The organism is Micromonospora polyrhachis (assembly GCF_014203835.1).
Classification (GTDB): domain Bacteria; phylum Actinomycetota; class Actinomycetes; order Mycobacteriales; family Micromonosporaceae; genus Micromonospora_H; species Micromonospora_H polyrhachis.
Genome location: NZ_JACHJW010000001.1, coordinates 5932684 through 5945579, shown reverse-complemented (window position 1 = coordinate 5945579; position 12896 = coordinate 5932684). Strand labels below are relative to the sequence as shown.

The window sequence follows — 12896 nt, the reverse complement described above, 5'->3', positions numbered from 1 at the left end:
TCAGGCCTCCTTGGCGCGCGGGTTGCGGGGGTTGACCGGCTCAGCCTGGTCGCTTGACTGGAGCACCCGGCCGAGACCGCTGACCCGTGGCGACAGGAAGGCGCTGGTCCGCGCGAACATCGTCATGATCGGATGCCGGAAGAGGAAGACCACCACCAGGTCGAGCACCGTGGCCAGACCCAGCGCGAAGGCGAAGCCCTTCACCGTGCCGACCGAGACGATGTAGAGCACGACGGCCGCCATGATCGTGATGGTGTTGGCCGAGATGATCGTACGGCGGGCTCGGGTCCAGGCGCGGGGTACCGCGCTACGCGGGCTGCGCCCTTCCCGGATCTCGTCCTTGAGCCGCTCGAAGTAGATGACGAAGGAGTCGGCCGCCACACCGAGCGAGACGATGAACCCGGCGATACCGGCGAGGGTCAGCGTGAAGCCGATCTGCCGGCCGAGCACCACCAGCGCGCCGAAGACCAGCAGCGCCGACATGATCAGGCTCAGGAAGATGACCGTGCCCAGCAGGCGGTAGTAGAAGAACGCGTAGATGGCGACCAGCAGCATGCCGATACCGGCGGCCAGCAGACCCGCCCGCAGGTAGCTGGCGCCCAGCGTCGCGGTGACGGTCTGCGCCTCCGACTGCTCGAAGGTGACCGGCAGCGCGCCGTAGCGTAGCTGGCCGGCGAGTTCGTTGGCGCTCTGGTTGGTGAAGCTGCCGGTGATCTGCGAGTTACCGGTCAGCACGCCCTGGATCTCGGGAGCGGAGATCACCTTCTTGTCGAGTACGACCGCCACCCGGCACTTGCCGCTGTCCCCCAGTGCACCGGCGTCACACGCCTGTCCCTCGTTGTTGAACGCCTCCCGGGTCAGGTTGGTCCACTTCTTCTGGCCCTCGCCGGTGAAGTCGAGGCTGACCACCCACTGGCTGGTGGTCTGGTCGAGCACTCCGTTGGCGTCGCTGACGTCGGTGCCCAGCACCTTGGCCACGTCGAGGAAGTACTTGACCGGCCCCTCACAGGCCACGGCCTGCTGGCTCTCGTCCCGGATCGCGGCCGGTGCCCGGTCGTCGAGCTGGGCGCAGGTGATCGTGGGAATGTTGAACTGCATCTGCGGGGTCAGCGCGCCGACCTCGCGACCGGAGAGCGCACCGAACGGCTTGAGCTTCTCGGCCACCGTCGGGTCCTGGGTGACGTCCGCCGGGGCCTGCAGCGCGCTGGCCGTCTGCCAGGCCGCCGCGCCGACCTTCTGCTGGATGGCGGCCCGCTGCTGCTCGATGCTCTGGGCGGCACCCGGGTCAGCCGGAGCCGAGGCGCTCGGCGTCGCAGCCGGAGCACTGATGACGTTGGCTTCCGCGGTGGGCGTGGCGCTCGGGGCCATGCCGCCCTGTCCGCCGCCGGCCCCGGCCGAGGCCGAGGCTCCGGGGGCGGGGGTGCCGGACGCGCCGGGGGCGGGGCTGCCCGAGGCACCCGGGGTCGGGGTGGCGCTGCCCGAGGGAGCCGGCGCGGGGGCGGCGACGCCGCCGCCGTCGGTAACCTTCAGCACCTTACGGAAGCGCAGCTCGGCTGCGGCACCGACGTCCTTCAGGTCGCGGTTCTCACCGGGCAGCGAGATGACGATGTTCCGGTTGCCCTCGACCACGACCTCGGCCTCGGCCACGCCGTAACCGTTGACCCGGTCTTCGATGATCCGCCGGGCCTCTTCGAGGTTGCCCTCGGACGGGGGCTGGCCGTCGCTGGTGGTCGCCTCCAGCGTCACCCGGGTGCCACCGATGAGGTCCAGACCGAGTTTCGGCTCCAGGCGCTCCTTCCAACCGCCGCTGGCGCCAGCGAAGAAGACCAAGAGGTAAAGGACGGCAAAGATGAGCCCGAGTACGGCAAGTTGCCGCCCGGGCCGCATCTGTCCCTGAGGTGGTGCCACGGCTGTCCTGTCTCCCTGCGCGGTTCGGCCGCTGATGCTCCGCGGCGAGTGGGGCGCCGGTATACCCGGCGACGTTCGTACCGCGCCAGGCGCTGGGGTACGCCGGACGCGGCTTTCAGATATTTCGATATATTACCTATCCTGGCCGATTTGGCGAGGACAGGTCACTCCTTTACTTCCACCTCTTCGACGACCGTCTCGGCCGGGGTCGCCTTGTTCACGACACGAGCGACGGCGGGACGGGCGTACCGCGTCTGGACCCCCGGCGCCACCTCCAGCAGCACCGTCTCGTCATCGACGCCGGCAACGGTGCCGTAGAGGCCACCAATGGTCACCACTTCGTCGCCCGGGCCAATCCCGGACTGCATCTGCTCCGCCTCGCGGCGCCGCTTCTGCTGCGGCCGGATCATCATGAAATACATAACGCCGAAAAGCAGAACAATCATGAGGATCGGCATGAAGCTGCCGGCTCCACCACTGTTCTCTGCTGCGTAAAACACGGTCAATGACCTTCCCATTGGCCTCCGACCGCGCCCAAGGGAACCGGAGCGGAGGCAGGATCTCACGTCCTGTACAGACGGCGGCGAGTCTAATCCCTGTTGCTGGGAACGCCGAAGGTGGCACGGATCACGAACGGATCACGGACGATCAGGGTCCCGAGAGAATAGATCGGGCGCCGGAGCGACACCGCCACTAAATGTACCATTTGGGACAGGCTTGCCCAGGTGCCGCCAGGCCGCCTCGGTCGCCACCCGGCCTCGGGGCGTACGGGCCAGCAGACCGGCCCGCACCAGGAACGGCTCGCACACCTCCTCGACCGTGTCCGACTGCTCCCCGACCGCCACCGCGAGGGTGGACAGCCCCACAGGCCCGCCCCGGAACGAGTCGACCAGCGCGGTCAGCACCGCCCGGTCCAGCCGGTCCAGGCCCAGGTCGTCCACGTCGTAGACGCGCAACGCGGCCTGTGCCACCTCCAGGGTCACCACCCCGTCGGCGCGGACCTCGGCGAAGTCCCGTACCCGGCGTAGCAGCCGGTTGGCGATCCGGGGCGTACCCCGCGACCGGCGGGCCACCTCCGCCGCCCCGTCGTCGGTGATCGGCACGCCGAGGATCCGGGCCGAGCGTTGCAGCAGCGCCTCCAACTCGGCCGGGGCGTAGAAGTCGAGGTGCGCCACGAAGCCGAACCGGTCACGCATCGGACCGGTCAGCAACCCGGCCCGGGTGGTCGCGCCGACCAGGGTGAACGGCTCGACGTCAAGCGGAATGGCGGTCGCCCCCGGGCCCTTGCCCACCACCACGTCGACCCGGAAGTCCTCCATCGCGCTGTAGAGCAACTCCTCGGCGGGCTTGGCGATGCGGTGGATCTCGTCGATGAAGAGCACGTCGCCCTCGGCGAGGCTGGTCAGGATCGCGGCGAGATCGCCGGAGCGCTCGATCACCGGACCGCTGGTGGTCCGGATGCCAGACCCCAGTTCGGCGGCGACGATGTTGGCCAGGGTCGTCTTGCCGAGGCCAGGTGGGCCGCTGAGCAGGATGTGGTCCGGCGGCGCACCGCGCTTCATCGCGCCACGCAGCAGCAGGTCGAGCTGGTCGCGTACCCGGTGCTGGGCGATGAACTCGGCCAGCCGCTTCGGGCGTACGGTCGCCTCGGCATCGCGCTCGGCGTCGCTGGCGTACGCCGAGACCAGGCCCTCGGGCTCGGCGGTCATCGGGTCCTACCGAGCAGCCGGATCGCCTGCTTGAGCAGGACCGGGACCGGCGGGACCGGCCCGTCGAGGCTCTCCGCCACGGCGGCCACCGCCTGGTCGGCCTGCCCTGCCGTCCAACCCAGCCCGGTCAACGCCTGGCGCACCTGCTCCGGCCACGCCCCGGCGGTGACCCCGGCCGCGCCGTCCGCACCCACCGGGACCGGGCCGATCTTGTCCCGCAGTTCCAGCACCAACCGCTCGGCACCCTTCTTGCCGACCCCGGGCACCCGGGTCAGGGCGGCGGTGTCACCGTTGGCGATGGCCTTGCGTACGGCGTCGGGGGTGTGCACCGCGAGCACCGCCTGCGCCAGCCGGGGGCCGACCCCGCTGGCGGTCTGGAGCAGTTCGAAGAGGTGCTTCTCGTCGTCGTCGGCGAAGCCGTAGAGGGTGAGGGAGTCCTCGCGTACGACGAGGCTGGTCGCGAGCCGGGCCGGCTCGCCCACCCGCAGGTTGGCCACGGTGCCCGGCGCACACTGCACGGCCAGACCGACCCCGCCGACCTCGATCACCGCCCCGGCGGGCGAGACCGCGGCGACGACCCCGCGCACGCTGGCGATCATCTCGTTCCTCCTTGTCGGACCCGGTCGGCTGCCGCGGCCAGTTTGGACCGGGTTCCGCCACGCCAGATGTGACAGATGGCCAGCGCCAGCGCGTCGGCGGCGTCGGCGGGCCTCGGCGGGGCGTCCAGCCGCAGCAGTCGGGTGACCATGCTGGTCATCTGGGCCTTGTCGGCCTGACCCGAGCCGGTGATCGCCGCCTTCACCTCGCTGGGCGTATAGGTCTGCACCGGCAACCCCACCCGGGCCCCGGCCAGTACGGCGATCGCGCTGGCCTGCGCGGTGCCCATCACGGTACGAACGTTGTGCTGGCTGAACACCCGTTCGACGGCCACACTGGCCGGCTCGTGCTCGGCCACCAGCCGGGTCAGCTCCTGGTCCAGTCGCAGCAGGCGCAGCGGCAGCTCCTCGCCCGGATCGGTCTGCACAACGTGGTAGGCGACCATGGTGCACGGCCGACCGGGCAGTCCCTCGACCACACCGACGCCGCACCGGGTCAACCCCGGGTCGATGCCCAGCACCCGCAATGCGGTCCCCTCCCCCGGTCCACCGGCCCACCCTCGGATCCGGCCGCACGTACGTGTGTTCGACACCCTACTGGCCGGGGGTGACACCGGCGCACGGGGACACACCGGACGGGCGGCTGTTCCGGGATGGCGGATCAGGGTCGGATGGCGATGCCGGCGAGGATGGCGTCGACCACCCGCTCGGGCAGATCGTGTTCGTCGATCCGATGCCAGTGCAGCAACCGCTGCAACAGCACGGGACCGGTCAGCAGTGACATGGTCAACTCGATGTCGAGGTCTGCGCGCAGCTCGCCGGAGGCCATCCCCCGGCGCAGGACGTCGCGCATCAACTGCCGACGCGGTTCGAGCATCTCCTGGTAGATCCGGTAGTGCTCCGAGCTGCGGTGGATCTCGGGCACCAGGCACGGCATGATTCGGGTGGCGCGCGGGTCTTCGTGGGAGCCGACCGGGCCGAGCAGGGTGACCAGGTCGTCGCGGATCGAGTGGCCGGCGGGGACCGGCGGCGGTCCCTTGAGGGTGGCCAGCGCGTCACGCAGCAACGCCACCTTGTTCGGCCAGCGCCGGTAGATGGTCGCCTTACCCACCCCGGCCCGGGTGGCGATCGCCTCGATGGCGAGCGCGTCGACGGTGTTGCCCTCGGCGAGCAGGTCCAGTGCGGCGTCGACGATCGCCTCGTCCGCGCGGGTGCTCCGAGGTCGCCCGGGGGACCTCGGAACACCCGCGTCAGTCGTCATGTCAGGCATTGTCCCCGACCTACGACACCGGGACCAACTCTGGTTCGCTGGTCGGTGCTGGCGTGACCTGTTGCTGTACGTGTCGGCCGGGCATCCAGCGCAGCACCACCAGGATGCCGAGGGCAGCGATGATCGCGGCCACCCCGGAGGCGACGTGCATGGCGGAGATGAACGCGTCGTTGGCGGCGGTGATCACGTTGCCACCGTCGGGGCCGAGCTGCCCCGCCACCCCGTACGCCCCGGCGATCGACTCGTTGGCCGCCGCCCGGGCCGCGTCGGGCAACGCCGAGGTGGCCGGCTCGATCTCGGTGCGGTAGATCGCGGCGAGCACCGAACCGAGAATCGCCACCCCGAGGGCCCCACCGACCTGGCGGACCGTGTTGCTGACCGCCGAGCCGACGCCGGCCCGTTCCCGGGGCAGTGACGACATGATCGATTCCATGGCCGGCGGCATGATGCTGGCCATGCCGGCCCCCTGGAAGAAGAAGACCGTGCCGACGATCCACACCGAGGTGTCCGCTTCGATGACCGTGAACGCACCGAGGGTGAGTGTCACCAGCACCAGCCCGATGGTGGAGACCACTCGGGCACCGTAGCGCCTGACCAGGGTGGCACTGGTCGGGGCGAACACGAGCTGGGCGCTGGCGAACGGCAGGAACAGCAGCCCGGTCTCCAGCGGTGTGTAACCGCGTACCAGTTGCAGGTAGAAGGCGCCGAAGAACATCATGCCCATGGAGGCGAAGAAGACCAGCCCCACCACCGCGATCGGAGCCGCGAAGCGGGGCAGCCGGAACAGCCGGACGTCCAGTGAGGGGTACTCGATACGCCGCTCGTAGGCGACGAACGCGGTCAGCACGACCAGGCCACCGACGATCGCGGCCCAGACCCCCGGCCGGTCGAAGCCGTGCTCGCCACCGTTGATGATGCCGTACGACAGGGCGACCAACCCGACCACGGAAAGCAGTACGCCGACGACGTCGATCCGGCCCGGCTGCGGGTTACGCGACTCGGGCACCAGCAGCGCCACCGCCACCAGTCCGGCCAGCACCACCGGCACGTTGATCAGGAAGACCGAGCCCCACCAGAAGTGTTCCAGCAGCAGCCCGCCGAGGATCGGGCCGATGGCGACGGCGAGGCCGACCGCACCGGACCAGATGCCGATGGCTCGGGCCCGTTCCCGGGGGTCGAAGACGTTGGAGATGATCGAGAGGGTGACCGGCATGATGGCCGCGCCACCCAACCCCATCAGCGCTCGCGCGGCGATCAGGTGGCCGGGCTCCTGGGAGTACGCGGACAGCAGCGACGCCAGGCCGAAGACGGCCAGTCCGATCAGGAGGAAGCGCTTGCGCCCGTACCGGTCGCCGAGGATCCCGAAGGTGAAGAGCAGGCCGGCGAAGACGAGCGTGTAGGAGTTGATCGACCATTCCAGCTCACCCTGGGTGGCGCCCAGGCCGTGCACCGGGTCGGCCAGGACGCGCAGCGCGACGTTGAGGATGGTGTTGTCCAGCACCACGACCAGGAGGCTGAAGACGAGCACCCCGAGGATGCTCCACCGCCTCGGGTGTCCGGTGTTCTCGTGCAGTTGCATCGGTCCGCTGCTCTCCCCCGGTACGCCCGCGCCGAAATACGACACGGAGCAGTTTCGTAACGGGGAAGGACGCTACAAGACGAAGAACCGATACGGAACCGTCTCGTTTCGCATGTGACCCAGCGCACCCACCGGATCGATCAACGGATGTTGCCGGTGTGCCCCAGCGAGTAGCGACCCGGCTGCGGCCAGATGGTCAGACCGTGCGGACCGTCGCCGACCGGAATCCGGGCGAGCAGTCTGCCGTCGTCGGTGCTCAACGCGTACACCTCGTTGTGTTGGCGACCGGAGAGCCAGAGCACCTTGCCGTCCGCCGAGATCCCACCCATGTCCGGGCTGCCGCCGCCGGGAATCCGCCAGGTCGCGGTCGGCTTCAGCGTGGCCAGATCGAGTACGGTCACACTGCCCTCCCCCCGGTTGGTCACGTACGCGACCCGACCGTCCCGGCTGAAGTAGATGCCGTGCGCCCCCTCGCCGGTGGGGATGAAGTCGAGCCGACTGGTGGCGGTGCTGTCGAAGACGTACACGCCGTCGGCATTCATGTCGGCCACCAGGAACCGCTGCCCATCCGGGGTCAACCGGGTGTCCTGCGGCATCCCGTCCATCACCTGGGGCAGGTCGAAGTGCCGGATCTTCTCGTGCGTCGTCCCGTCGAGCACCAGCATCCGGTTGGCGAACTCGCAGCTGAACAACATCACCCGACCGTCGGCCGAGTAGTCCATGTGGTTGATCCCGGCGCACTCCGGGAACTCCAGCGACTTCGTCCGCTGCCACGTCTTGAGGTCGTAGAAGTCCAGTCGCTTGTACGCCTCGGCGACCACGATCGCCTGCTGCCCGTCCGGCGTGAAGTAGAGGTTGTAGACGTCCTCCAGGTTCCGAAACTCGCCGGGCTTGCCGGTCCTCGGGTCGATCGGGATCAGGCCGCCGGTGGGGATCCGACTGGAGGCGACGTAGAGGGTGCGCATGTCGTACGAGGGGACGATGTGCTGTGGCTCCGGCCCGCCGGGGAACTTGTCGACCACCTTGTACGTGGCGGGATCGATGACGTAGACGTCGTCGCTGTTGGTGTTGGGCACGTAGACCAGGGACTTGTCCTCCCGTACCTGCTCGCTGAGCATGTTCGGCCCGGCGGCGGCGTAGACGCTCGGGCCGCCCAGATAGGCCGGCATGCCAGCTATCAGCTCGTTCGCCGGCACGGGCGGCGGCACCTGTTCGGGGATCTTCACCGAGCTACGGGGCACCTCGGTGCAGGCACCGAGCCCGGCCAGCAGTCCCACCAGCGTTACCGCGATCCCACGCTTCACCTTCTTCACAAATGCTGATTTTACTCATGAATTGGTGCTTTTCGGGCGGCTTCCGCCAGGTCAGGGATTCAGCGCCGCCCGCTTGAGCTGGTGCAACCGATGCAGGTCCTGTCGTAGCACCTCGGTGAGCAGTTGCCGCTCGGCGCTGGCCTGCGCGCCCGCCACCGCCGCCCGGAGACCAGCACGGTCCTGACAGGTGGCGTCCACTCGGGCGACCGCCAACTCGGCCCGGGCCGCCGCCCGGATCGCCGCGTCGTCGGCAGCCTGGGCCGCCCTGCTCTCGATCGCCTGACGCAGGTCGCTCGGCTTGGCCGCCGGGTGGCCCGCCCGACCGACGCACGCCGACCAGTCGGCCGTCGCCGCCGTCACCGCCGGGTCGGTCCCAGCGCGCTCGATCACGGTGTTGCTCAACGACTGGAACGTGTAGTAAAGCCGGTCCCAGTCGGAACCGTAGACATCGACGCGGGCCTTCGCCACGCAACCGTCCGAGGCGACCGCCACCTCCTCGCCACCGGGCAGCACGAGGGTGTGCCGCGCCTGTTCGCTGCCATTGAGCGCCGTCACGTAGGCCGGATCGGGCTGCGGACCCGTCGTCGCCACGGGACGCTCCCGACGCCGCAGCACGGCCGGCACGATCCCGTACCCGTCGGTGTTGGCCGTAGCCGCGTCGAGCAGGCCGTACGGGTTGTCGGGCTCGACCTCCCCGCGCCGGTCCAACAGTGGGGTGTAGTCGAACCCCCGATCCCGCATGCAGGCGGCGGTCGCCCGCTCCAGCACGGTTTGGGCGGTCCGCTCCTCCTGGACGGTCAGATAGACCGCGCTGTCGAAGGGATAGAGCCGCCCCGGCTGGGCCCGGTCGGCGAGGCTGTTCCCGCCACAACCGACCAGACCCGCCGTGCCGAGCGCCGCCGCCACGAACGCGGTGCTCACCCGTCGCATGCCGGTTCAGCAGCCGTACCAGAGGTTGCTGTACGCGTGATGCCACAGCGCCGAACCGATGATGTTCTGCCAACCCGTACCCCGGGCCAGCGGATACCGGCTGCCGGCGTAGCCGACCTTGGAGTAGATGTAGACATGGCAGGAGTTGCCGTTGTTGTAGATGGACTCGGCACCTCGCCACTTGGCATAGATGCTGAGGTCCCGGTTGTCCCCGTAGACCGGTCCGGGTGCCCCGCTCCAGTTCGTCGACGTGTAGGCACAGGTGGCCCCCGACGGGCAGGGGTCGGCACTGGCCGGCGCGGCGATTCCGACGAGGCCGGCGGTCGCCATGACGGTGGCACCGAGCACCGCCACGACCCGCTTCCGTAGGCGCACGATGGCTCTCCGTTCTCTTCGGCCCCCCGTCCGCTGATGGGACGGCGGTTGACGGCACCAGCGTGTCGGGTGCCGCTGTACCACCGCTGAACACCCGCTGAATCCACCCGGGCCCCACTGGTCAGTCGGCCGCATCGGCGGTGATTCCGCCGTATCGCAGCAACTGGGCCTGCCGAACGGCCCGGTCGGCACCCACCGCGTCACCGGTCCGCCGGCACACCTCCGCGAGCAGGTCGAACGCCTGCCCACCCCAGTACGGCATGCCCAGCCGCCCCCAGATCGGGCCGGCCTGTTCCAGCAGTACCCGTGCCGGCACCAGCCGACGCCGGCCGATCCGGGCCCGAGCCAGACTGACCAGCACCATCGCCCGACCGAACCGGCTACCGAACCGGGCGAAGACCCGGTCCGCGGACCGGAGCAGGGACTCGGCCCGGCCGTACCGGCCGCTGCGGGCATAGGCGTCCCCCAACAACTGCGTCGCGTACGCCTCGACAAGCTGGTCGCCGAGCGCGGCGCTGATCCGGCGGGCCCGGCGGAACAGCATGGCCGCCCGGGCCGGCTCACCCCGCACCAGGTGCACCAGCCCGAGGCCGCGAAGCGCCTGCGCCTCCCCCGCCCGGTAACCGGCCACCCGGCTGTGGTGCGCGCAGTCGGTGAACCGGACGGCGGCCTCGGCAAGGCGACCCTGCTCGAACCAGACCGCTCCCACGCCCTGCTCGGCGAAGATCCCGCCGTTACGGTTGCCGTCCCGCCTAGCCGCCGCCGCAGCCGTGGTGAACGCCTCGATGCTCAACGGATACCGCCCGGTCAGGCGATGGAGGTAGCCCAGACCGGCCAGCGAGGCGACCTCGTAGGCCCGCTCCCCGGTCTCCCGAGCCAACGCCAGCGCCTCGGTGAAGCAGCAGATCGCGGCGGCGGTCTCGTCCCGAATGGCGTGCAGTTCGCCGAGGTTACGGAGCATCGCCAGGATGATCGGCCGGAGGTTGGCGGTTCGGGCGGCGGAGAGCACCCGGGTGTGGGTGTCGACCCAGTGGTCGTAGAGGTTCCGGGTCTCCAGGAAGGTCGCCATGCCGGCGGCGAGCGCCCCGGCCAGCCGGACCTCACCCGTGGCTACCGCCTGCCGGACCAGCGCCACCAGGGCAGGCAGTTCGCGGGTGAACCAGGCCGCCGGGTCCAGCCGGACCGCGTCGATCCACACCGGTGGAACCGGGGGCAGCTCCGCCGGCTGTCGCCGGACGCCCAGGATGCCGGCCGCCAGCATGGCGTCCGCCCGCTCGGTGGCGGTTCGGTAACCGGCGAGACAGCGCTGCAACGCCTCGACGCGGCCGGTCGCCGGCTCCTCGATGGCCGCCCGCTCCCGGCCGAAGACCCGGACCAGCTCGTGGAAGCGGTAGCGGACCTCGCCCCCCGGTTCATCCAGCACCGGTTCGAGTAGTCGGGTGTCGACGATCGTCTCCACCAGCCGTTCCGCCTCGACCAGCGGCAGATCCAGCACGCAGGCCGCCGCCCAGGCCGGGAAGTGGGGCAGGTCGGCGAGGCTGAGCAGGCGTACCGCCCGGCGACCGGCCGGGTCCAGACCGCCGTAACCCACCGCCAGGGTCGCCCGTACCTCCAGGTCACCGGCGCGCAACGCATCCAGCCGGGCTCGCTCGTCGGACAGCTCGTCGGCCAGGCGTTCGGGGCGCAGATGTGGACGTTCAGCGAGGCGGGCGGCGGCGATGCGTACCGCGAGCGGATGATCGCCACACAGCGCGGCGATCCGGTCCGCGGCGGCCGGCTGCACCACGAGTCGGTGCTCACCGGCGATGTTGCCGAGCAGCCGTAACGACTCGACCCGGTCCAGCACACCGAGTTCGACCCGGATGGCATCGTCCAGCCCGACCAGCCGGGATCGGCTGGTGACCAGGACGGCGGAGCCACCGGCCCCCGGCAACAGCGGGCGAACCTGCTGCTCGTGTGCGGCGTCGTCGAGGACGATGAGCACCCGTCGTTCGACCGCGATGGACCGGTAGAGCATCAACCGCTCGGTAATGTCGTCGGGCAGCACCGCACCGGTTACACCGAACCCGCGCAGCAGGTGGCCCAGGGCTTCGCGGGGCGCCATCGGCTCCGCACGACTGCCGAGCAGGTCGATGAAGAGTTGGCCATCGGGATACCGGTCCCGCAGTTCGTGTGCCACCCGGATCCCGAGGGTGGACTTGCCGATCCCCCCGGGACCGGTCACCAGCGCCATGCCCGGTGGCGATCCGGACCGGCCCAGCCCCGCTCGAAGCACGTTCTTCGCCAGCGCCCTACCGACGAAACCCGCCACCGCCGGTGGCAGGGAGCAGACCGCGGCGGGCGCGGGCGGGTCGCGTGGTGCCGCCAGCGGCGGCACGGGCATCAACTCCGACCCGGGTACGACACCGCGCAGAATCGACTGCGCCAACTGTTGAAGTTCCGTGCCGGGGTCGAGCCCCAGCTCGTCGTGCAGGATGCGCCGCCCTTCGCGGTAGGTGTCGAGTGCCTCGGCGTGGCGGCCACAGCCGGCCAGCGCCAGCATGAGCCGGCGGCGGAAGCCGTCGTGCAGCGGGCGTTCCGCGACGGCAGAGCGCAACTGGGCCACCAGGAACCGGTGCCCGCCCCGGGCCAACTCCAGGTCGAACCAGCGTTCCCGGGCCGCACAACGCGCATCCTCCAGGGCAGCGGCATCGGCTCGCAGCGCGCCACTGGTCACGTCGGCGAACGGGTCGCTGCGCCAGAGCGCCAGCGCCTCACGCAGCAAGCCGGCCACCGAATCGGATGCCCCGCCCGCCACCCGCTCCTCCGCCAGGGTGGTGAGGCGGGTGAATCGCAGGGCATCCACGCGATCACGGTCCAGATCCAACAGGTACGCCTCGCCGCGGGTTCTCAGCACCTGGTCGGGGCAGCCGGCGTGCAGCAGCGCCTTACGGATCCGGGACACGTACACCTGCACCTGGTTGCGGGCACGGGCAGGCGGTTCGCCCGTCCACAGTGCTTCGATCAGCCGCCACATCGGCACCGGTTCGCCGGTCCGCAGCGCCAGCACCGCGACCAACGTACGGATCTGCTGCCCGGCCAGCGGTACGAGTGTTCCGGCGACCCGTACCTCGACGGGACCGAGGAGGCTGATCTCGAGGGGGACGGGAGCGGTCATCCGCCGACACCTCCCACACCAACAGCAGAACGATGTTTGTCAATGCTAACTTCGACGCT

General features: G+C 70.2%; 11 protein-coding genes. All 11 read right to left on the bottom strand.

The features are described 5' to 3' along the window. Positions 1-1908 carry a protein translocase subunit SecD gene (gene secD / locus FHR38_RS26380; protein WP_184537261.1) on the bottom strand — a complete coding sequence of 636 codons (1908 nt, stop codon included), beginning with the start codon at positions 1906-1908 and terminating at the stop codon, positions 1-3. Between the two features lie 164 nt (positions 1909-2072). Next, positions 2073-2426 (bottom strand): preprotein translocase subunit YajC, encoded by a 354-nt coding sequence (yajC, locus tag FHR38_RS26375; RefSeq protein ID WP_221449194.1) that lies wholly within the window; start codon positions 2424-2426, stop codon positions 2073-2075. A 120-nt stretch (positions 2427-2546) separates the two neighbouring features. Next, positions 2547-3617 (bottom strand): Holliday junction branch migration DNA helicase RuvB, encoded by a 1071-nt coding sequence (ruvB, locus tag FHR38_RS26370; protein WP_184537257.1) that lies wholly within the window; start codon positions 3615-3617, stop codon positions 2547-2549. After that, positions 3614-4216, bottom strand: coding sequence for a Holliday junction branch migration protein RuvA (ruvA, locus tag FHR38_RS26365; RefSeq protein WP_184537255.1), 603 nt, complete (start codon positions 4214-4216; stop codon positions 3614-3616). Before ruvA ends, ruvB begins: the two co-directional genes overlap by 4 nt. Further along, a complete protein-coding gene (gene ruvC, locus FHR38_RS26360) occupies positions 4213-4740 on the bottom strand; it encodes a crossover junction endodeoxyribonuclease RuvC (protein ID WP_184537253.1) in 528 nt (175 codons plus the stop codon). Before ruvC ends, ruvA begins: the two co-directional genes overlap by 4 nt. A gap of 134 nt (positions 4741-4874) precedes the next feature. Next, on the bottom strand, positions 4875-5483 hold the full coding sequence (locus FHR38_RS26355) for a TetR/AcrR family transcriptional regulator (protein WP_184537251.1): 609 nt from the start codon (positions 5481-5483) through the stop codon (positions 4875-4877). Positions 5484-5493: 10 nt separating this feature from the next. Further along, positions 5494-7062, bottom strand: coding sequence for an MFS transporter (locus tag FHR38_RS26350; protein WP_184540241.1), 1569 nt, complete (start codon positions 7060-7062; stop codon positions 5494-5496). Between the two features lie 140 nt (positions 7063-7202). Beyond that, positions 7203-8375, bottom strand: coding sequence for a YncE family protein (locus FHR38_RS26345; protein ID WP_312882417.1), 1173 nt, complete (start codon positions 8373-8375; stop codon positions 7203-7205). Positions 8376-8426: 51 nt separating this feature from the next. Continuing rightward, on the bottom strand, positions 8427-9296 hold the full coding sequence (locus tag FHR38_RS26340) for a hypothetical protein (RefSeq protein ID WP_184537249.1): 870 nt from the start codon (positions 9294-9296) through the stop codon (positions 8427-8429). Positions 9297-9311: 15 nt separating this feature from the next. Beyond that, on the bottom strand, positions 9312-9680 hold the full coding sequence (locus tag FHR38_RS26335; protein ID WP_184537247.1) for a peptidase inhibitor family I36 protein: 369 nt from the start codon (positions 9678-9680) through the stop codon (positions 9312-9314). A 121-nt stretch (positions 9681-9801) separates the two neighbouring features. Further along, positions 9802-12837, bottom strand: coding sequence for an AfsR/SARP family transcriptional regulator (locus tag FHR38_RS26330; protein WP_184537245.1), 3036 nt, complete (start codon positions 12835-12837; stop codon positions 9802-9804). Positions 12838-12896: the final 59 nt, after the last annotated feature.

What these genes read in the sequence shown, in the direction of transcription:
- ruvA (WP_184537255.1), bottom strand. Translation starts at nt 4,216, where the DNA reads ATGATCGCCAGCGTGCGCGGGGTCGTCGCCGCGGTCTCGCCCGCCGGG.
- FHR38_RS26330 (WP_184537245.1), bottom strand. Translation starts at nt 12,837, where the DNA reads ATGACCGCTCCCGTCCCCCTCGAGATCAGCCTCCTCGGTCCCGTCGAG.
- FHR38_RS26350 (WP_184540241.1), bottom strand. Translation starts at nt 7,062, where the DNA reads ATGCAACTGCACGAGAACACCGGACACCCGAGGCGGTGGAGCATCCTC.
- FHR38_RS26355 (WP_184537251.1), bottom strand. Translation starts at nt 5,483, where the DNA reads ATGCCTGACATGACGACTGACGCGGGTGTTCCGAGGTCCCCCGGGCGA.
- yajC (WP_221449194.1), bottom strand. Translation starts at nt 2,426, where the DNA reads ATGGGAAGGTCATTGACCGTGTTTTACGCAGCAGAGAACAGTGGTGGA.
- ruvB (WP_184537257.1), bottom strand. Translation starts at nt 3,617, where the DNA reads ATGACCGCCGAGCCCGAGGGCCTGGTCTCGGCGTACGCCAGCGACGCC.